Source organism: Actinomadura chibensis NBRC 106107 (genome assembly GCF_001552135.1).
In the GTDB taxonomy this organism is placed as follows: Bacteria; Actinomycetota; Actinomycetes; order Streptosporangiales; family Streptosporangiaceae; genus Spirillospora; species Spirillospora chibensis.
Genome location: NZ_BCQP01000030.1, coordinates 146165 through 165882 on the forward strand (window position 1 = coordinate 146165; position 19718 = coordinate 165882).

Annotated in this window: 14 protein-coding genes; 5 read left to right on the forward strand and 9 right to left on the reverse strand. The window is 67.8% G+C overall.

Going from position 1 to position 19718, the window contains the following annotated elements:
• Positions 1–28: 28 nt before the first annotated feature.
• The 4 genes from ACH01S_RS18665 to ACH01S_RS43645 are packed head-to-tail and all read right to left on the reverse strand — an operon-like array spanning position 29 to position 2800.
• Complete coding sequence (locus tag ACH01S_RS18665) at positions 29–928, reverse strand: hypothetical protein (RefSeq protein ID WP_067892873.1); 900 nt, start codon at positions 926–928, stop codon at positions 29–31.
• Between the two features lie 36 nt (positions 929–964).
• Positions 965–1783: an SAM-dependent methyltransferase gene (locus tag ACH01S_RS18670; RefSeq protein ID WP_067892875.1), complete on the reverse strand. Its 819-nt coding sequence runs from the start codon at positions 1781–1783 to the stop codon at positions 965–967.
• Positions 1770–2597 (reverse strand): SAM-dependent methyltransferase, encoded by an 828-nt coding sequence (locus ACH01S_RS18675; protein WP_148344015.1) that lies wholly within the window; start codon positions 2595–2597, stop codon positions 1770–1772. The genes ACH01S_RS18670 and ACH01S_RS18675 overlap by 14 nt, the downstream gene beginning before the upstream one ends.
• On the reverse strand, positions 2594–2800 hold the full coding sequence (locus ACH01S_RS43645; protein WP_148344014.1) for a hypothetical protein: 207 nt from the start codon (positions 2798–2800) through the stop codon (positions 2594–2596). The genes ACH01S_RS18675 and ACH01S_RS43645 overlap by 4 nt, the downstream gene beginning before the upstream one ends.
• Positions 2801–3298: 498 nt before the next feature.
• Here ACH01S_RS43645 and ACH01S_RS18680 point away from each other — a divergent pair, with 498 nt between their 5' ends.
• The gene (locus ACH01S_RS18680; RefSeq protein WP_067892883.1) at positions 3299–4510 is read left to right on the forward strand and encodes an NsdA family TPR-like regulatory protein; all 1212 of its coding nucleotides are present in this window, start codon (positions 3299–3301) and stop codon (positions 4508–4510) included.
• A 19-nt stretch (positions 4511–4529) separates the two neighbouring features.
• Positions 4530–5426: a phosphotransferase family protein gene (locus ACH01S_RS42360; protein ID WP_083980849.1), complete on the forward strand. Its 897-nt coding sequence runs from the start codon at positions 4530–4532 to the stop codon at positions 5424–5426.
• Positions 5427–5717: 291 nt separating this feature from the next.
• On the opposite strand, the gene ACH01S_RS18690 is transcribed toward ACH01S_RS42360, so the two are convergent.
• The 4 genes from ACH01S_RS18690 to ACH01S_RS18705 all read right to left on the reverse strand — a co-directional run bounded on the left by ACH01S_RS18690 (position 5718) and on the right by ACH01S_RS18705 (position 11050).
• Positions 5718–8570, reverse strand: coding sequence for a relaxase/mobilization nuclease domain-containing protein (locus ACH01S_RS18690; protein ID WP_067892886.1), 2853 nt, complete (start codon positions 8568–8570; stop codon positions 5718–5720).
• Between the two features lie 539 nt (positions 8571–9109).
• Positions 9110–10129 carry a helix-turn-helix domain-containing protein gene (locus tag ACH01S_RS18695; protein WP_148344013.1) on the reverse strand — a complete coding sequence of 340 codons (1020 nt, stop codon included), beginning with the start codon at positions 10127–10129 and terminating at the stop codon, positions 9110–9112.
• A gap of 325 nt (positions 10130–10454) precedes the next feature.
• The gene (locus ACH01S_RS18700) at positions 10455–10832 is read right to left on the reverse strand and encodes a hypothetical protein (protein WP_148344012.1); all 378 of its coding nucleotides are present in this window, start codon (positions 10830–10832) and stop codon (positions 10455–10457) included.
• A complete protein-coding gene (locus tag ACH01S_RS18705) occupies positions 10805–11050 on the reverse strand; it encodes a hypothetical protein (RefSeq protein WP_067892892.1) in 246 nt (81 codons plus the stop codon). The genes ACH01S_RS18700 and ACH01S_RS18705 overlap by 28 nt, the downstream gene beginning before the upstream one ends.
• Positions 11051–11895: 845 nt before the next feature.
• On the opposite strand from ACH01S_RS18705, the gene ACH01S_RS18710 reads away from it, so the two are divergent.
• Positions 11896–16107: an NACHT domain-containing protein gene (locus ACH01S_RS18710; RefSeq protein ID WP_148344011.1), complete on the forward strand. Its 4212-nt coding sequence runs from the start codon at positions 11896–11898 to the stop codon at positions 16105–16107.
• A 785-nt stretch (positions 16108–16892) separates the two neighbouring features.
• On the opposite strand, the gene ACH01S_RS18715 is transcribed toward ACH01S_RS18710, so the two are convergent.
• Complete coding sequence (locus ACH01S_RS18715; RefSeq protein ID WP_067892954.1) at positions 16893–17093, reverse strand: hypothetical protein; 201 nt, start codon at positions 17091–17093, stop codon at positions 16893–16895.
• A 220-nt stretch (positions 17094–17313) separates the two neighbouring features.
• Between ACH01S_RS18715 and ACH01S_RS18720 the strand changes: the two genes are divergently transcribed.
• Together ACH01S_RS18720 and ACH01S_RS18725 are read left to right on the forward strand one after the other, a co-directional pair.
• A complete protein-coding gene (locus ACH01S_RS18720) occupies positions 17314–17979 on the forward strand; it encodes an RNA polymerase sigma factor (protein ID WP_067892896.1) in 666 nt (221 codons plus the stop codon).
• A complete protein-coding gene (locus ACH01S_RS18725; protein ID WP_083980851.1) occupies positions 17979–19403 on the forward strand; it encodes a cyclic nucleotide-binding domain-containing protein in 1425 nt (474 codons plus the stop codon). Before ACH01S_RS18720 ends, ACH01S_RS18725 begins: the two co-directional genes overlap by 1 nt.
• Positions 19404–19718: the final 315 nt, after the last annotated feature.

The following is a 19718-nucleotide window of genomic DNA, read 5'->3' on the forward strand; positions in this document are numbered from 1 at the left end:
GCGGCCCGAGCCTGCGACCGGGCGAGGATCAGGTGGGCGAGATGGGGGAGCGTCCGGGGACGTGGGCGGTCAGCGCCGCGCGCACGGCGATGGGCGGATGCGTCGAGATCAGCTCCAGTAGTCGGGAGGTCCTGGTGGGGGGCGGGCTGGCGGCCCGGACGCGTGCCCAGTAGTCGCGGGCGACCCTGGGGCCGGTCGTGCTGGCGGCCAGGATGTCGGCGCGCAGCTCAACCCCCCACCGCACCGCGGTGGTGACCAGCCACAGGGCGGGCGCCAGGACGGCCAGCAGGTGCGGCGGCCCGGTCACGCCCAGCACGAACCACGCGGCCAGCAGCGGCGCGCCGAGCAGCAGGTGCAGGGTCCGCGGCACCCGTCCGGCCTGCGCGACCTCGCCCGCCAGGACGTAGGCCAGCATGATTGGCTCGTCCAGCAGCCGGTGGCCGATCAGCAGCACCGGGTGGCGGCGGGAGGGCACCAGCGTTGCCGACAGCCGGGTCCGCGCGCAGTTGCAGTCGCCGCCGTCGATGGCGCAGGGCCAGTGCGCGGGCCGGACGACGTAGAGATGGACTCCGGCCGCGGTCGGCATCCGTCCGCCGATCTTGGTTTGCGCGTCGACCAGAACCTCGCCCACGTCCTCCGGGACCTCCGCGAGGAGGTCCCGCTCGTAGGCGTCCGCGCTGGCCCAGTCCACATCCCTGCCCGGGCCGGTGCGGTAGGTGACGACCGCGCCCCCCACGGCGGCGACGACGACCACCGCGCCCAGGACCAGCGGCGGTGCGGCCCCCAGGGGAGCGGGCAGCAGCCCGAGCAGCGCTCTGGCACCGGCCCCCAGGAGCAGCAGCGTCACCGCCGGCATCTGGGCGCCGGGCGCGGCCGCCCTGTCGACGTCGGCGCCCACGCCGCGCCCGACGTCCTCGAAATCACGCACGGAAATCCTTCCTGTGGATCGGTGGCCGGGGCGGGGTTACGTGGTGCGGGCGACACCGCAGAACTGCAGGACAGCGTGTGGAGGCGGCCACGGTTCGGGCCGCCACTGCGAGCAGGGCACCACGCCGGGGTCCAGCAGCTCCAAGCCCTCGAAGAAGCCCTCGATCCGCTGTGGGCTGCGGGCGACGACGGGGGCACCGCCCATATCCATCAGGACCTGCATGGCCTGGTGCACCCGGTCGCCGTCCAGCTCGGCGGTCGGGTGGGCGACGACGACGAAGCTGCCCGGCGCCAGCGCCGCGACCAGCTCCTTCACCATCGCCTGCGCTTCGTCGCCGACGACGATGTAGTTCAGGACGTTCAACATCGTCACCGCGACCGGCCGGGCGAAATCGAGCGTCCACGCGGCCTCACGCAGGATGGTCCCGACGTCGCGGGCGTCGGCGTCGACCACTCTGCAAGCCCCTTGGCGGGTGCAGGTGGCGGGGAGAAGGGCACGGGCGGTGCACAGCACGAGGGGGTCGTTGTCGACGTAGACGACGCAGGCGTCCGGCGCGGCGCGCTGCGCGACCTCGTGGAGGTTGTCATGGGCGGGCAGGCCGACGCCGATGTCCAGGAACTGCCGCACCCCGGCCTCACCCGCCAGGTACCGGACGGCTCGGGTGAGGAACGCCCGCTCGTGACGGGCGGCGTCAGCGTAGCCGGGCAGGATCTCGGTGACCCGCTCTGCGGCCTCGCGGTCGACCGGATAGTTCTCCTTGCCGCCGAGCAGGTAGTCCCAAAAACGGGCGGGGTGCGGCGCCTTGGTGTTGATCATGGTGGTGCTGCGGGGGGCGGGCGCCCTATCCCACGCCATGCGCCACCTCCACCGCCGCGGAGGCCTCGGGGAGGACGGCAGCCATGCCCAGGACACGGACCGTCTCGTAGGGCGTGTACCGGCGGGCGCCGTCGACCGACCAGTTCTGCACGTCGACCAAGCCGGGAGGGGTCACGATCCGCCAGCCGTCGGCCAACTCCCGGATCTCCGCCTCCGTCCGGAACCGGATCGGGCTGCTGGCCTCTTCGTACGCCTCGGTCATGTCGTCGACGCGGCCCTGCTCGGTGTCGGTCGAGGTCGCGTGCGACACCACGACGACGCTGCCGGGCGCCAGGTGCTCCCGCAGTCCCGCCATCACCGCCGCCGGGTCGGCTACGAAGTGCAGGATGGCGGCTAGAACGACCGCGGTCGGCGCGGTCAGATCGAGGAGGTCGCCCGCGTCGGGGTGGCGGAGGATGCTGTCGAGGTCTCGGATGTCGCCGCCGAGCACACCGCCGTAGCCGGGGCGCCAGGCCCGCGCGTGGGCGCGCACGACCGGGTCGTTGTCGTAGGCCAGCACCGTGGCCTGGGGGGCGACGGCACGGACGCACTTCTCGACAGAGTCGAGCGGGACGTCATGGACGATCCCCACGCCGATGTCGAGGACCTGGCCGATGCCGAACTCGGCAACGGCCCACGCTGCCGCGCGACCGGCGAACTTGAAGTTCTCCCGGGCGACGGCCGGGGCGTCAGGTGACGACCGGACGACCTCCATGGCGGCCTGCGCGTCGACCCCCGACCAGGACTTTCCGCCCAGGTAGTAGTTGTACATAAGCGCGGTGCGGGGCCGAGTGCCGAGCACGGGACCGGTCACGACTCGGCCTTGGTGAGCAAGTCGTGCAGTTCCTCGGGCGTGTCGGCGTTCACGTCGGTGATCCGGACCGGGACCGCGTAGGTTCCGCGCTGGTCCATGTCGAGAAAGGCCCACCAGCGGTGCTTGTCCGATTCGACGATGCTCCAGTGCGGATGAGCGCCCTTCAACCACGCCTTGGGGTCGGCTGTAGACAGTGCGATCATGATCGATTTCCCTGTTGGGCGGATGCGGGGTGTCATGCGGCGATGGGGAACTGGTGTGAGGACGGCAAGCTGTTCGGTCTCCCCGCCGTCGCGGTCATGGGACGGCGTCGCCGGTCGAGTCGTCTCGCCTGCCTAACCGGCAGCAATCCTGGCCAGGCACGGGCCTGGGCGGAGGCCAGCGAAATCCTGTTGCCCTGCATGAGTCCAAGTGCGCGGGCAGCCCAGTGTGATGAGCTTGAGTCGTGGGACCGCGCTATCGCTACGCCGGAGCCCGCTGCACCGCAGCCGCTTTCTGGGGGAGGGGCCACGTCAGAGGAGAGTCCAAGCTTCTGGACGCACTGCTGGGCGGACACCGGTACCTCGTTCGATGGGTCGTGGATTGGTGCTTTCAGCAGACCGCTTTCGCATCCCCTGCCTCTAGCCGACAATGTTCGACAACTTCCGACATCCGTCTGTCATGTCGTATCGTGACAAGGCCAGCTGCGAAGGTTCATCCTCATGGCATACGAGACGACTCCTGAGATCCGCGCAGGTCTGCGCCACGAACGCAGGGCTCGCGGGTGGGACATCCCGCGTATGGCGCACGAATTGCGGGAAGCCTCCGACTATCCGCACAAAATGCCGTCCGAGCGCAGCCTCACTCGGTATATCGAGCGCTGGGAGGACGGGCAGGTCCGGCGGATCACAGAGCGTTACCGAATCCTCTATGCACGGGCGTTGAGTATGAGTCAGGAAGAACTGTTCGAGGACGACCCGCAGGAGCCACCGATCTCGGTCCCCACCCAGGGTGACGTCGAGGCGATCCGCATGATGCTGAACGCCCTGATGGCCGCCGACCGCCGCTTCGGTGGGCGGCGCATTCGCCGACAGGCCGACGACTATCTCAGCGACGTGATCGAGCCGATGCTGCGCGGGCGCGCGCCGGAAGCTCTCAGACGGCAGATGTTCGGCCTGGCTACGGAGTTCACCCTGCGGGTGGCAGCGATGCACCTGGACACCGACCAGCTAGACCAGGCGCTCGGCCTGCTCGGCAGGGCGTCCAGCATGGCCGCCGAAAGCGCTGATATCACGCTGACCGCCTGGGTCCTGTCCCGCCGCGGTGAGCACGAGTTGCACCGGGCCGCACTCACCAGGAGACCAGAGCGACGCGCGACCTTCGTGCGCCAAGCCCTCGCCTATACCGAGGGCGCAGTCGGCGTCGCACGCGCGGCACCACCCCTCAGCCGCGCATTTCTGATGACCAAACACGCGCTGGCGTGGTCACTGACGGGTGATAGGGCCCGGACGCAACGAGTTCTCGGCAACGTGTGGACGGCCTACGAGCAGGCCGACGGCGACCAGGAGCCCGAGTGGATGGGTGCCTACGAGTACGGGCATCTGCGCCACGAGGAGGCCCGATGCTACGTCAACCTCGGCATGGGACGGCAGGCCGTCAAAGCCGCCGAGCAGGCCCTCGCCGCACGCACCGCCGCCCGGCCACGCGCGTTCACCCTCGGCGTCCTCGCCATCGGTCACGCCCAGACTCTGGAAGTCGAAGCTGCATGCGCTACAGCCCATCAAATGCTTGACCTGGCGTCCCACATCTCATCGCGACGGGTGTGCATTCGGCTCGGCGAAGTGCTCGACACTCTCAATCCCTACGAGAACAACCGGGCCGTCGGCGAACTGATGAAGGCCGCAGAGCCGGTGTTGCAAGGTTGCGGCATCTGACCGTGGAAAGTTGTTGCCCATGCCCGCGATGCCACCTGAAATCGAGGATGCCCTCGCCGAAGTGGGTGCCCGCTGCCGGGTTCCCGTTGACGATGCTCGATTGGTGCATCAGCACAGCAACAGCGCGATCGCGCTACCAACCGCTCAGCTCTTGGTCCGCCTCGCCGGCAATCCCGATGCGTTCACGAACGTCGCCTCCTCAGTAGCCATCACGCGATGGCTGGCCCGCCAGGGCTATCCCTGCGTGGTCCCTGCCGAGGTGGACCCATTCCTCGTCACTGGGCGAGTGGTCTCAGTCTGGCGACTGCTGGACGTAGCCCATCAACCCTTGGCAACCGCTGCCGAACTCGGTGAGTTGCTCCGCGATTTGCACCACCGACCTAGCCCGCCGGTCGCGCTGCAAAAACTTACCGACCCCTTCGGATCAGTAGCGGCCGCCATTGAACAGCACCCGGACGCCATGGCCGAGGACGATCGCACTTGGCTTAACGGACGAGTGGGCCGACTACGGCGTATCTGGACTGATCTGCGCCCCACTCTGCCGACCGGCTTGGTACATGGTGACGCTCACACCAACAACGTCATCCGACTCACTACCGGCCAGGTCGTCCTCGGCGATTGGGACCACGTCGCCCGAGGCCCTCGCGAGTGGGATCTCATCCAGGTGCACTACATGGCCCGCCGATTCGGCCGCCATACACTGGAGGACCTGGACCGGTTCACTGCGGCATACGGTTGGGATGTCCGCGACTGGCCCGGTATAGAATCCCTCATTCAGATTCGCGAGATCACCGGTCTGAGCCCCTACATCCGAAAAGCGTCGACCGACAAGTCGGCACACCGTGAAGTCGCGCACCGTGTTGCTTCGCTTCGTCTAGGGGATACGTCCGCTCGGTGGTGCTCGCCAACCCGCTAGCTATTGATCGAGCTGGAGGATTGCGAGCCCTCGATCGGCTTGGTCTTGGGTGAGGGAGGGCAGCTGCCGCCTGGTCAGATCTGCGTGCTGGTGGCGTGCGACGGACACGACACTGATGCCTAGATCAGTTGATCGCTGCCGCCCTTGGTTCGGCTGTCCCTGGCATTCCAACACAGTTCGAGGTACCCCGAGATGGCCAGCGACACAGGCGATCGAGCGACAGATTCACTCACTGATCGGTATGGACGAGCCGGCGCCGCACCCGCTACAAGGCCGTCACAGCAGGGGTGGTCACGGGTGTCGGCCGCGGTCGGTCGGTAGGCGGGAAGTGGGTCGCCGGTTCCAGGGCTGTGGGCCGGTGCTCGGTCGGCTTGGTGTCGGTCCGCCGGTGAGGTGGTCGATGCTCCAGGCGATGACTTTGGCGATCGAGTCGGCGTTCTTGAAGACTCGGCTGTTGGAGATGGCGCGCTGGAGTAGTTGCTCTGGCTGGTGGCCGGCGTCGCGGGCTTTGCGGAGTTTGGCGAGGACGGTTTTCCAGGCTGGGGCGGCGGCGACCTGGTCTGGTGATGCGATCCCCGGGCGTTGAGGGAGGTGGGCGCGCAGGATGGCGAGGTATGGAGTGTCGGTCCTGTGTAGGGCGTCGCTGAGTTGCCGGTGGATGGGGTGGGGTAGCGACTCTGCCGAGTCGATCGGTCCGACTGTGTTGGCGGATGCTTGGACAAGGGCGGTGATGTCGATTCCGTTGGTGTGAGCGCGGTGCAGGAGGTCTTCCAGCGCTGGCGAGTACAGCTGGTCGACCGTGTCGGCCAAGCCGTGGTTGCGTAGTGCGTTGATGAGCAGGGACTGTAGTTGCGCCCATTTTTCGGGGATCGGGTGGCTGAGGGCGGGAGGCCGGTCGGGGTGTTCGGCGTGTTGGTGGTCGGTGACGCGCTGGTTGATCTGGTCGGCCAGTTCTTTGGAGAGGGCGCGGTCGGCACCGGGTGCGGGGCGGCCCTGAGGATTGACCCAGGGCGGTGTCATTTTCGTCTCGCGGAGCAGGGTGTGCGGCTGTAGTCCGGCCTGTTCGGCGGCGTGTAGGGCCGCTGTGAGTTCGGGGGTGCGCAGGTCCGCGTGCATGTCGCCGAACCATTCTCGTGCCGCTTGGTGGATGAGATCGGCGTAGCGTTCCCCGGCCGGATGCTCCTCTTCGCCGCCCCGCGCGGGTTCGTTGTGCGCGGGTTCGTTGTGCGCGGGCCAGCCCGGGACGTCGTTCACAGTCCGTGGCCCGTCCGCCGCAGGGGCGGGGGTGTTGAGGCGCTGCTGGATATGGAAGGCCAAAAGATCAGCCAGCGGCAGGCCGGGAACGTGTGGAGCCTTGCCGATTTCGGCGTTGTCGGCGGCGGCGTGGAGGACGGGGGCGGGGTCGTATCCGGTGTGCTCGGCGCGGTGCAGCATGGTCGCCAGGATCGGGTAGGCGGGGTCGCTGGTGATCTGGGCGGGGTCGATCAGCCCGCCGAGCGTGGCGTGGACGGCGCGGCGGAGGTCGGGTCGCTGGGCGGCGTCGCGGTCGGGGAAGTGGTGCACTGGGTCCAGTTGCCAGGCGGCCAGCCGCAGGTGATGGATCGCCCGCTGGGTGGATGCGGCTTGGGCGGTGAGGCGGAGCTGCCGATGCCAGGCCAGCGCGGCATGCAACGTCTCTACGGAGGTGAGGATGAGCGCGTTGATCGCGGCGATTTCCTGGCGTCGGGTCATTGCTTGGCCGGCGGCGTGCATGGCTTGGGTGGCACGTCGCAGGCTGGAACTGACCTCGTTGTGGGTGCGTTGGATGGGGACGCGTGCGCCGCGTTCGAAGGCGTGGGCGGCGGCGGTGAGCTGGTCGCGGATCTGGCCGGGGGCTTGGTCGGCGGCGATGGTGAGCAGGTCGCCCACCGCTTGGGAGTTCGCGGCACGGTGGGCGTCGGTGGCAGCGTTGCGCAGGGCACTGGAGGGGGCGTCACCGACAGTGTCGCTACCGGTGTCGAATGCTCGCGCCGCTTGTGCCAGCGGACTGACGGCGGCGTTCCAGGCGCGTGTCCGGGTGTCGCTAGGGCTCGGGCTTGGTGCGCTCGCCGCCGCGTTGGCGTGGGTGTTGCGCGGGGGAGGGACGACTCCTTGCCATCGTTCACGGATACGCGGCAGCGACAGATCTGGGTCCAGGGTGGACCCGGCGTACCAGATCGGATCCCGGCTGGCGGTGAGATCACCAGGCAGGTGCACCTCGTACCCGGCGGGGACGCGCTCGCCGCCGGGCGTAGGAAGATCATGGGTGCGCACTCGTACGCCCGCGTCGGCCAACGCGCGGATGAACGCCGGTTCGTCGGCGGCTGCAGCGGCGGCGCTGCGGACCCGCCTCCTGAGCGTGTCGCGCGCCGACACCGCCCGCGCCCACCCGGCCGCCTGCGCCGTCGTCTTCCTCTCGAATGCACGGGTCGAACCGTCCACCGGAAGGCGACGCATCAGAGATCCGGTATTCAGGTTTCCGGCTACTGCGTCGCGGCCGAGCCGTTGTGCTTTGCCGAGTTCGGCGCGCGTGGCGCGGCGGGAGGCGGTCCAGTCCACCGGCGGAGTGGCCGTCAGGCCGTAGCGTTCCTCCAGGCTCCGGCAGGTCTGCCGGAGCCGCAGGTAGTCGTTGCTGCGGTTGGGCATTTTTCCGTCCATCCGCCGTAGCGTGGCCACGATGTGGATGTGGTCGTCGGCGTGCCGGACCGCGATCCACCGGCATCCCGCCGGGTCGCCCTTGGGCGCGATCCCGGCCGCGTCGACCAGCTCGCGGGCGGTCTGGTTCCATTCCTGGTCGGTCAGCAGCCGGTCGGTGGGCGCGGTGCGGACCGCGCAGTGCCACAGGTCCCGGCCGCGGCGGGGGTGGATGACGGTCAGCCGGTCCAGTTCGGCGGCCAACTTCGACAGCCGCACCTGGGCCTCCTCCGGTGAGGCGGCTGCGGCCGGGTCGTCGACCAGGCCGTCCCACGAGGCGATCAGGTGCGGGTCGTGGTGTTCTTGCGCCCGTCCCGGCCCGTACAAATAGCTCAGCACGTCGCGCGTCGTGGAACGGCTGTGCTCGGCTCCCGTCCTCGCCGTCCCCGCCTTCTTTTTGGTCTTCTTCTTTCCGATTACCTTGGCGACCACGAGGCGCTCCGTGCTCGGTGGGCGGGCAGAGCCTGGCTGATCGCGTCCGCGATGGCTCCCACGTTCACGGTGGATTTGCCGTCATTCACTCTTCGAGCATAAGAGCGCCCAGCCGCGTCGGCACGGTTATGTCTGACATAACCCATATCTTGCTCCGTCGCACCGGCAGAGAACGACCGAGAAAAATCTCCACCACCACCACCACCAAGTTTGTGCCCGCGCCGACCGGCCCACCGACAGCAGATAGCCGATCTGGTCGATCCATTGCCATGGAGTTGCGGCACCGGAGAGTTTCGGGCTCCCGGCTCGTCCCAGCATCAATCGAGCCGAACCGCCTCAGGGAAAGCCGCTGCCGAGACGCGCTCGACACCCGCCCAGATCTCCCACCGCCAGCGGTCTGATCCTCAAGAAATACATCGCCTCGTGATCACTCACAGTGGCGGGCAGGTGCGTAGTCTTCTTCGGATGCCCCGTGGCTCCCCCTCGCCAGATCATTTTCGGTGCGGGTGTAGCCGGGGCGGAGCGTGCTGGTCTGGGTGTTACCGGCGGTGGTGCTTGTCGGCCCAGCAACCGGCGCATTCACCGTCGCTACGGCGCGCTGCTCCGGGATGGTCGGGGCAGGTGCGAGGGGCGGCTGGAGTCTGGGTGAGGGGCTCTGGGAGCGGAGGGGGCGGCAGTCTGTGCAGTCGGCTGATGATCACCCCGGGGATGTTGCGGGCCCCGTGCAGGTCCCGGGTGAGTTCGGCGCGGAGCCGGTCGCCGGGCCAACCGTCCTCCAAGGCCCTTGCCACCCACGGAGCAGCGTGCTGGATCGCGCTCTCGCTCAGGTTGACCTGCTGCGGCAGCGTCCGAAGAAGATGCCGCGCCTCCTCCACCACCACTTGGCGGGCACGGTCGTCCCAGGTGCTCTCACCGCGTCCTGGCACGGCTTCGGCTGTGTTTACGCGTCCCTGGTGGTGGTGGTTTTTATGGTTAAGGTTCTTCTGGTTAGGGTGCGCACACGCGCTCTCCTGGGATGCGTGTTTACGCACTCGGGTTGTGCGCGTTTGCGCACTGCCGGGAGTTTGCTGGACCGGCCGGTGCGGGCGCGGGCCGCCCTCGTGGTCTGTGATCTCGTCGGGCTCCGGGGTGTGGTCCGGTTCAGCCCGCGGGGTGTCGGCCAGCGTACGCGGCCCCTGATAACCGGGCCGGGGTTGCAGATGCAGGACGTAGAAGTTGCGGGAACGCATGCCCGAGGTCCGGGTGGTGCGTTTGTCGATCGCGCCGACCTCGATAAGTTCGGTGAGGTAACGGTCGATGGTGCGGGCCTGGGAGAAGCCCATCCGGGCCGCCAGGTTCTGCCGTGAGGGGAACACGACGCGGTCGCCGCGCCGCCGGTTCAGATGCACAGCCAGTTGCCAATACAGCGCCTGGGCTCTGGCGGAGATGCCGCTGAGCGCCACCCAATCGGGCAGCATCGTCCACGCGCCGGGGCGGGCGATGCCCAAGGGGACGGAGGTCGCGGCATCGGTCGGGTCGCTGCCGTGTTCGCTGGTCTGGTCCTGCTGGTCTTGGCTCACCGTGTCCTCCTGAAGACCGGAAACCATCGTCGTCCGCCGCACGCGGGGCGCGGGCGATGGGGCAAGAGGTGCGCGCGGCGCACGCGCCGTGATGTCCGAACCTGGAGCTGCCGGGGAAGAGGGACCTCTGGAAGCCATCGGCTGCGCCTGCACATCGTCGGCTCCCGCCCGTCTCCCGCTGCTATGCGTTCTGGGAGACGGCGCTCTCTGTCTGCATGGTGCTCATCCGCAGGCCCTTCATGATGAAGATCTTTGGAGGAGTTCAGGCCGTGGCCCTTTCTCCTCGTCCGGCGGAAGCCGTCCGCCTCACCGAGCCGAGAGCGCGTTAACCCGCCCGTGAGCGAAGCGGCGGGCGGGTTGACGCGCGACGGCCGGTGAGGCAGGCTCCGCCGCCGGACGAGGAGAAGGCCCGGCTGCCGACCACCATCACCAGCTGGCTGCCGTGAATGGCGGCCGCCACCGCCGCGCGCAACCGGTCGTCAAACCCCGGCCGGTCCAGATATGGCGGCAGCACCGGCACCGCCGCCGAGGATGGACTTGTGGCTGCGAAGGCCTGGTGCACCTCCGGCGTCAGCGCGTCCTGTTCCTCCAACTCGCCGATCACCCGCCCCAGCGGCTTCCCTGCAGGTCGCGCATGATCGGGCAAAGGTCGTGTGCGTTCGACCCGCGCGGCGCTCACCAGCCGTTCCCGGGCCTTAGCCATGGCCCGAGATTCTGGCCGCACGCCCGGACGAGGTTCTCCAACGTTCTCACCCGCGGGAGCGCAGTACCACCAGTGATCAGCGCGTGCACGGTCCCCGCGCCCAACCCGGCGTCGGCGGCCAGGCGATGGATCCCGTGCGGGTACCGCGCGGCCAGCAGCGCCAGTTGCTCGGCCAGATCCTGACTGGTCGCGATTCGGTCTGGGGCGATCGCCGCCATCGGTACTCCCCGACCGTTCGGAAACGTTCGGATTCACCTTTACACCCGCCACCTCGATCTGGTCATCCGATCAGGATCGTCCGTTATCGCCCAATCGTCTCGAACCCACACAGCCTCCGGCGCGAGCGTGCTGTCACCAGCCCCGAACAGGAAGGCACACCACGGTGGACGGCATTGCCCGTAACCCTCACCCCAGCGAACCAGGCCAGCGCGGCGGGTGCGGTCCTGGCGACTTCGTGCCACGGCAAGTGATCATTGCGGTGGCCTGCGTCGCCGCGGGCGCGGTGGCCGCAGTCCTGGTGTGGCTCGCCCCCGGCATCGGGCCGCCAGTCGGGGCCGGTGTCGCGGTGACCGGACTGTCGCTGGCGCTCTGCGGACTGTGGCGCGAACGGCACCGGCCTTGAACTACAGGTCCGATGCGGCCCGGGTGATGATGACGATGATCGTGGCGGCGCCGCAGGCTCTCATCGCCGGTCTGGTGACCGGGTTCTTGGGCTGCAAAGGCCCGCCCAGCGTGAGAACCGCGGCGGCGGGTGAGTGGAGCCAGGTATGACCGGCGGTGTCGCTTCCGCGGCGGCAGACCAGTTGGGGTTGGTCTGGACGGTCGGGTGCCGTGTCGTCGAGCGGAAAGGCCGAGGTAGCGAAACGAGGCAGTGACATCCCCGGTGCGTTCGCCTCCCACCGGCGTCGCTAGCGGGTGCCGTGAGCGTTGAAAAAGTGGCGCCGGGTCCTTCTGTGCGTCAAGGGGGAGTAACGGCATCAGGCGGCAAGGCGAAGGCATGGGGGTTGGCCGCCGCAGAGGCGCACATCTACAGGAGAGCTTTCGGTCGCTCTACGCTGAGAGTGTGACACCCGTGACGCAGCTACCTGAGATCAACTGGCACCAGATCCGCGGCAAGGCACCGTCGGGATCACGTCGTGACGGGTTCGAGGAACTCTGTAACCAGTTGATGATCTACGGCGGCTTGGTCACGTGGCCGGAGGGCACTGCGTTCACCACGTTCGGGAATCCCGATGGGGGTCGAGAGGGGCGGGGTGAACTGCCGGGCGGGGCGACCTGGGCGTGGCAGGCGAAGTACTTGTTCACTCTTGACGCCGATGCGTTCACGCAGATCGACAAATCCATTCGCCGTGCTTTGATCACCGAGCCCAAGCTTGAGCGATACTACGTGCTCTTGCCTTACAACCGTCCTGGGGGTGATACCGCCAAGGCGAAGAGCGCATCGACCAAATGGAACGAGCACGTCACGAAATGGGAAAACGAGGCAGCGGCAGCCGGTAGGACCGTGACGTTCAAGTATATCGGCGAAACCCAATTGAACGAGTGCTTGCTCCAGCCATCGCAGGTCGGGCGACTGCGCTACTGGTTTGATCTGGACGTTTTCATGGGGGACCGGTTCCGCGAGATTGCGGCACGGGCGGAGGCCGACGCGGACGGCCGATACAGCCCTGACCTGAACGTCGAACTTCCGATCGCCGCCGTCTTCGACGGGCTCGCCCGTACTCCCGCCTTCGAATACGAAATCCGGGCCATGCTGGCCCCTCTCCGTGAGGCCAGAGGCACCTATGGCCTGTCGCTGCCCGAAACACGGCCGGAGCTGTTCAGGCCTGCTATCACGGCGCTGGACGAATGCCTCGACCGGCTCGACCAAGTGGTCACTAAAGCCGCCTCGCAGGCGCGCGAGCCGGATGGCGCGCTGCCTGACCTTGGTCCCGCCATTGAGGCCGTCTGGGACCCCGTGGAGAACGTCTCCGGCCTGCTCCGGCAGCACTGCCTTCACGACCGCCTCTACATCGGCAATGCTGGCAGCCTGTACGCCCAGCTTGCGGCGATCCGCTCGGCGGTCACCGGATTGGAGCGGCTCCGTACCAGCCGGGGGTGGCGCAGTTTCGCGGCCACCGCGGTCCTGGTGACCGGCACGGGCGGTGCGGGAAAGACCCACCTGCTGTGCGACCTCGCCAGGAACCGCGCGGCGAACGGCCTGCCCACTCTCATCGCGCTCGGTGAGCAATTCGAACGCGGGCCCGTCGACGTGGAACTCTGTAGGCTCATAAGGTTCCACAGCCCAGCCGACCAGCTGCTGGCCACCTTCGACGTCGCTTGCCAGGCGGCTGGTGAGATCGGTCTGATCATCATCGATGGGCTGAATGAGCCGACCAACCGGGGGCTGTGGAACAGGCACCTGAATAGCTTCCTCGACGACGTCGCCAAGTTCCGGCATATCCGGCTCGTCCTGTCCTGTCGCAGTGAGTTCCTCGCCGACACGTTGTCGCCGGCAATGCAGAGGCGACTTCTGGCTTTCCAGCACACCGGTTTCGAGGAAGTGCCGCGTGACGCGGTGCGGCAGTTCCTCGACTGGTACGGCATTGTGCGGCCCTCGTTCCCGATGTTGGACCCGGAGATCACAAACCCGCTGTTCCTCAAACTCCTGTGCACGGCTCTGCAGACTCGCGGCGAGCAGAGCTTTCCGCGTACCGGTATCGGAACGACGTGGATCTACGAAAGCTTCCTCGACGCGATGGACACCCGGCTCTCGGCCGAGGAGCGCTGTGACTATGACCCGAGCGGCGCACTCGTCCGAAAGGCGATAGAGCAGATCGCGGCTGCCATGCATGCCCGGGGACGCAGACTGCCCAAGGCTGAGGTGGAAAGGATTACCTCCGCCCTGCTCCCAGACCGCGGATGGAGCCGCAGCCTGCTCAACGGTCTGCTGAAGGAAGCGATCCTGGCGGATCTCTCGATTGATGGCACGGACTACGTCAGGTTCGGGTATGAGAGGCTCGGGGACATCGCACTGGCCAAGCTCATCGCAGCGCATGACCTTGATGAGGTGAGGACCGAAACGAGCCGGATGTCCGAGCAGTGGTGGGCACACGCCGGGGTCCTGCAAGCCATGGCCGCGGTCCTGCCCGAAACATACGGCGTCGAGTTGGTCGACGTGCTGCAGATCTCACCGGACGAATACCACCCCAGAGCCTTCACCGACTTCCTGCTCAGTGTCGCTTGGCGCAGACCCGACGCAGTCAGTGCTGGCACGGTGCAGATCCTTACGAAGCTCCAGCGCAACCCGGACTTCACCGACCAAGCCAACAACACGGTTCTGCAAGTCGCCACCGTCCCAGGCCACCCACTCAACGCCGAGTGGCTCCACCAGCAACTCGCTGGCTCCACCCTCCCCGAACGCGACGCGACCTGGTCCTACTTTTGTGATCGGCAGGACGAGATCGACGGTCACCTTCCCGGCCTGATCGACTGGGCATGGTCCGAAGCCAGCGCCGAGGCCAGCGACGAGACCCGCCATCTCGCGGCCCTCACACTCTGCTGGGCACTGTCCTGTTCACACCGGCCCACGCGCGACAACGCCACCAAAGCGATCATCGCGTTGCTGGAGCCGGCACCGCACCTCTACAAGCCGATCCTGCAGAGCTTCACCGACAGCGGCGACGACTACATCGAGGAACGGCTATTGGCAGTCGGCTGCGGCATCGCCCAACGCACCCTCACCCCGAACACTGCGACGCGCGCCGCTGAGGCGGTCCTGGACTTCACCCTAAGACGCAGCTATTGGCCACAGAATTACCTCAGCCGCGACTACGTGCGGCGTGCCTTCGATGCAGCTCTGGAACACGGCTGGCGGCCGGACATCGAGGACCTGGCCGCCCAAGTCCACCCGCCCTACAACTCAGACTGGATCGCCCCGCAGCTCTCCCAGGCCGAGATCGAGGAACTGGCCGGGCCGCCGAACCATCAGTACAGCGCCATCCACCACCCAGTGATGTCCGGCTTCGACGATTTCCGTAAATACGTGGTCGAATCTCTGATCCATCGCTTCAATCTGGACCGCGACCTCAACGCAGATCATCTCGGAGCGATCCTGTTCGAGGAGGCGCTCCGACTCGGCTGGACACCAGAACGCTTCGGCGTCATCGATCGAAACCTTCCACGCGCGACTTCGCCAGACCGCAAGAAGCATGAAGGCTACGCACAAAAGTACATCTGGATCGCATTCAAACAACTTGTCGGGCGCATGACCGACCGGTACGAACTCGACCCCCATCGCCGCGACGATCAGCGAACCCAATACGACACGCCACTCGACGTCTACGGTCACGACATCGACCCGACGATGCTGCAACGCCGAACCGAGAACCGGATCTATGACGACACGCCCGCCACCTGGTACGCACCGGTCGAGGCCAGGTTCCCCCACCATCTCGATCCCGACTGGGCGACCAACGATGAACACAGCCCACCGGTCGACCGTCTCCTCGCCTGCACGGACGAGGCGGGCGATAAGTGGCTTGTCCTGGAAGGCCACTTTCAATGGTCGCAGCCGCAACGCCCGGATGACGCGGCTGCGGAGATACCGCACCACACCGTTTGGGTCCAGATCCGTTCGTACCTTATCGACGCCGTTGATGCCGACGCATGGGCGCAATGGGCCGAAGGACAGGACTTCCACGGCCGCTGGATGCCCGAATCCGGGAGCCCTGCCGGTCTACTGCTCGCCGATCACCCACACAAGTCCGCCTGGCCTGGCCAGGACGAAAACGACGGCTCTCGCTTCGGGCAAGCACCCTTGCCTGGCCGCCTCGTCGTCACTACGACACGCTATGGCGGCGTCGCCAACGACTGGGACCAATCCGAAAGCAAACACCTGTACACCTTCCTGCCATCCACGACGTTCTGCTCGGCCTTGAGTCTCCGACGGGTCGGCGACTTCCAATGGGGAACAGGTGGAACGGTGGCCGTAGAGAGCTTCGCTGCCCGCGGGACGGGACCTGACAGCGTCCACGTCACCGCTCAAGCACTCACCCCAGCACTGGCCAGGAACCAGCAGTGCCTGCTCTGGACAGTGCTGGCGGCAAAGGAAACCACCGTCCCCGACCATCAAAGGCCAGCCGATGGAGCACCAGTTTTTCGTACCTACTCCGCCTCCTATCTCCTCAACGGAACCAACATCCGGCTGCTCGACGCCAACGCACAAACCATGTATGCCGGTGGAGGTAACGCGCGGCAGAGTCCCTGGATTCTGCCCAATGTCGTTTTGCTTTGAACGCGGCCCCGTGCTGACTCGGATCAGGCAGGACTCTGATAGCCATCCGGGCAGCGTAGGGTGCGTCCCATCCCGGATCCGCAGGTCTTGCGAAGTGGCGTGGGACGGACAGTGCGGGTCTCGAAGGTGCCCGGCCCAGGCTCCTGCAGGCCGTGGTCGCGCATCGCGTTGTGGCACCAGCGGTCCACAGCGCGGATGTAGCCCTGCAGCACCGGGGAGATCGGCGTCCACCGGGTGTGCTGGGCGATGACCGGGATCGGGACGCTGCGGGCGCGTACGAGTGCGCGGTGTAGGTGTCGGCGGCGGGCACTGGCGGGTGTTGCGCTGACCCGCTTCGGCGTGGCGGCGGCGGTGCTCGCGCAACGCGAGGTTGGCCGCGCGGGTCTCGGGTCGGCCGCGAGGCGGGGTACTGACGAAACACCCTGACCAGCAGCAGGACAGAGTCCCATCGACCTGTGATTTCACGCGAGCAAGAACATCTTGCACGAGCTGTGAGCGGCAGGGGTGGTTGGGCAAGCCCAAGCCGACGTCCTCATGAAGACCCGCCCTGGCCGGTCCGGCGTCCAAGCGGTACTGGCGCCAGGCCGCCGAGGTCGGCGCCGACGCCCCTCGACCGGTCCCGCCAGCGCCCCGCCGCGGCCATGCGACCGTTTCATCACCACCGCGCCATGATCGAACGCGACACGGCCGCATCACGGCCCAAGTCCCTCCCCCAAGCGTCCGGAAGCCCGAGGAGAATACGCACCGGGCCCGCGACGGCTGCTTGTGGCTGACAACATGGTCGATCATTCTTCGGTGATCAGCTGGTCGAAGAACGGCACGCCGGCCGCCGCAGCGCCACAGCCGGTCATGATGCTTTCTGCCGCACCATGGTCGGCCGCCAGGGCGAGCAGTCCGGCCCCGATCCCGCTCAGCACCGCGAGGAGCAGTACCAGTGCCGTGCGGGGGGTGAGCAGGGGCTTGTGCCGGGGATCGGGGCGAGTCATGTGCATTTTCTCCTGGATCGTAGGCCGCTGGCCGTGTGAGCTGTTACCGAAGGCATAGGCCGTGGGCTCCGGTGGAGCCCACGGCGGCGGCCGGGTCGGGCCGGTTTCGGTTGCGGGCGTGGGGTGGTGACGACACGGCGGCTTATGACTCAAGGGAATGGGACTCGGCGGCGCCGGGGGACGGCGTGCGCGACCGGCGGATGCAGCGGAACGGGTGTCGATGCGGGACGAGGAGCATGACGATGGGAGGCTCAAGGCCGACCAGCAGCTTGTGGAGTTCCTGGCCGAGCACGGCTTCGCCGGGCCGGTCTACCGAGAGTTCGCCGAAGAGTTGGCTGGGCAAGGGATGGCCGTGATCTCCGCGTGGCTGGGCTCGGAGCTGATCTTCGTCAAGTGCGCCGAGAAGGGGATCAGGCTGCCGCGGCCGCCGACGGGCTGGTCGCAAGACGATCGGCTGGAGCTGACCTTGGAGACCGTCGCCCGCGCGCTCAGGGCCTTCCGGACCGGCCTGGTCGAGGACCGGTGGGACGTCGAGCGCGGTGCGAGCCTGCGGACCTACTTCATCGGCGCCTGTATCTACCAGTTCTCCCGCACCTATCGGGTCTGGTTACGGTCGCTGGCCCCTGAGTGCGAACAGCCCGGGGACATCGATGAATGGCGGCTGGAGGGAGTGCCCGGCCCGGAGGACGTCGTCGCCGATCGCGATGCGATCAGACGCGGCCTGCAGGACATCGATAGCGTCACGGTGCGGGCCGCGGTGGTGCTGGCCGCGGAGGGATACAGCCGCGCCGAGATCGCCGAACTGATCGGGGGCGGCCTCACCGCCCGGGCGGTCGAGGGATTGCTGTACCGCCACCGGCGACGCACGCAGGGAGGTGACCGGTGATGAGCGCTCACGAAGAGTTGGACGACGCCCTGGAACGCCTCAGGAACCTGATCAGGGAAAGCTCGTTCGGTGAGGCCGCCGCGCAACTGCTGAGCCGCCGCACCCCCGCGCGGGACGCCGCCGAAGCGGTCCGCCGGGCCGACAACATCCGCCCATCACCAGCACCCAGACCCATCCCCCCACTGCGTCAGGGCTTCTGGGAGTACCTCACCGAGGGTGAGCAGAACGCGCTCCTGGCTATCGTCCAGGAGGTCCGCTATCCGGTCGGCACCACGCTGTGGTCGGAGGGGCAGGCCGCCGACCACACAGTCGTGATCAAGTCCGGCACGGTCAGGGTCTCGGTGAACCGGGGCGGACACGAGCGCGTCATCGCGTTCCGCGGCCCGGGCGACATCGTCGGCGAGCGCGCGGCGCTGCTGCTGCGCCGGCGGTCGGCCACCATCGTCGCGATGGACACCGTGCGCGGGCTGCGCGTGACCACGCAGCAGTTCGCGGCCTATCTGAGTGAGCATCCGCGTGTGGTCGCCGTCCTCGAACGGGTGGTGTACGACCGGCTGACCGAGCAGGCGGACGACACGCCGCCGGGGCCGTACGGTTCCGCGACGCCGTACGCGCCGGGCGTACAGACTGGGGTCCGGGGGCAGGACGCGTCCGGTGCCCAGTCCGGACGCGCGGCGCAGCAGGTGCGCGCGCTGCGCGACGAGTCCGCACTGCGCGACGAGTCCGCACTGTTGGAGGACGAGCCCACGCAACCCATGCGGATCAGCCCGCCGAACCATACCGGCTCGCCCCCGACAGGGAACTGCACCATCGTCTTCACCGACATCGCCGGGTTCAGCGCGTCCCGCCGCAACGACCGCGACCGCCTCGAAATGCGCCGCGCCATGTACGCCGTGCTGCTCGTCGCGTTCGAGGAGGCGGCGGTGCCCTGGGACGCCTGCCACATCGAGGACCGCGGCGACGGCGCGCTGATCGTCGTCCCGCCCGAGGTGCCGACCGCGGCCGTCGTCCAGCCAATGATCGCGTCGCTGGCGGTGCGGCTGCGCCGGCACAACGAGCGGTCGACCGGCGCCGTCCGCATCCAGTTGCGGGTCGCGGTGCACGTCGGCCTGGTGATGCCCGACCCGCCCGGCGTGTCCGGCTGGGCGCTGATCCGCACCGCCCGGCTGCTGGACGCCCGCCCGCTGAAGGACCGGCTCGCTGCGACCGGGGCCGACCTCGGCCTCATCGTCTCGAACTTCGTCTACGAGTCCGTCATCGCCCACGGCCCCGGTTACGCGAACGCCGCCGAGTACGAGCCCATCAGCGTCAGGGTGAAGAGGCTCAAGACCGAAGGCTGGATCCACCTACCCGGTGCGTCCGGCACAGGCAGTCACTCACTCCAGGGGGGCGGCCCACAGCATGCAGAACCAAAGCAGCACTGACCAGGCCGAGCCCCAAGGAACTCAGCCCGGTATGTACGTGCCTGGTGGTGGTGTGCGCGGCGCGGACCGCCACGATGGCCTGGCTGACCGAGGCCGGGGGACAGTTCGCGGTCGCACAGGTGCTCAGCGTACCCGGCCAGTGTCCCTCGGTCACCGCAGCGTCGCGTGGCCCGCGGCAGCGCACCAGGCAACGAAGTCGGCCGCGTCGTGCAACGTGGCGGCTGCCCCCGGTATGCGTGTTGACGGGTTCGGGGGCGGGGTTCGGGGAGCGGGGACGGTTGAGGGGTCTTGGGACGGTCGACGGGGCGAAGCTGG

Coding starts and splice junctions, on each gene's coding strand:
- ACH01S_RS18725 (WP_083980851.1), top strand. CDS start 17,979: ATGAGCGCTCACGAAGAGTTGGACGACGCCCTGGAACGCCTCAGGAAC.
- ACH01S_RS43645 (WP_148344014.1), bottom strand. CDS start 2,800: ATGATCGCACTGTCTACAGCCGACCCCAAGGCGTGGTTGAAGGGCGCT.
- ACH01S_RS18705 (WP_067892892.1), bottom strand. CDS start 11,050: ATGGCGGCGATCGCCCCAGACCGAATCGCGACCAGTCAGGATCTGGCC.
- ACH01S_RS42360 (WP_083980849.1), top strand. CDS start 4,530: ATGCCCGCGATGCCACCTGAAATCGAGGATGCCCTCGCCGAAGTGGGT.
- ACH01S_RS18680 (WP_067892883.1), top strand. CDS start 3,299: ATGGCATACGAGACGACTCCTGAGATCCGCGCAGGTCTGCGCCACGAA.
- ACH01S_RS18670 (WP_067892875.1), bottom strand. CDS start 1,783: ATGGCGTGGGATAGGGCGCCCGCCCCCCGCAGCACCACCATGATCAAC.
- ACH01S_RS18715 (WP_067892954.1), bottom strand. CDS start 17,093: ATGACTCGCCCCGATCCCCGGCACAAGCCCCTGCTCACCCCCCGCACG.
- ACH01S_RS18720 (WP_067892896.1), top strand. CDS start 17,314: ATGCGGGACGAGGAGCATGACGATGGGAGGCTCAAGGCCGACCAGCAG.
- ACH01S_RS18700 (WP_148344012.1), bottom strand. CDS start 10,832: ATGGCTAAGGCCCGGGAACGGCTGGTGAGCGCCGCGCGGGTCGAACGC.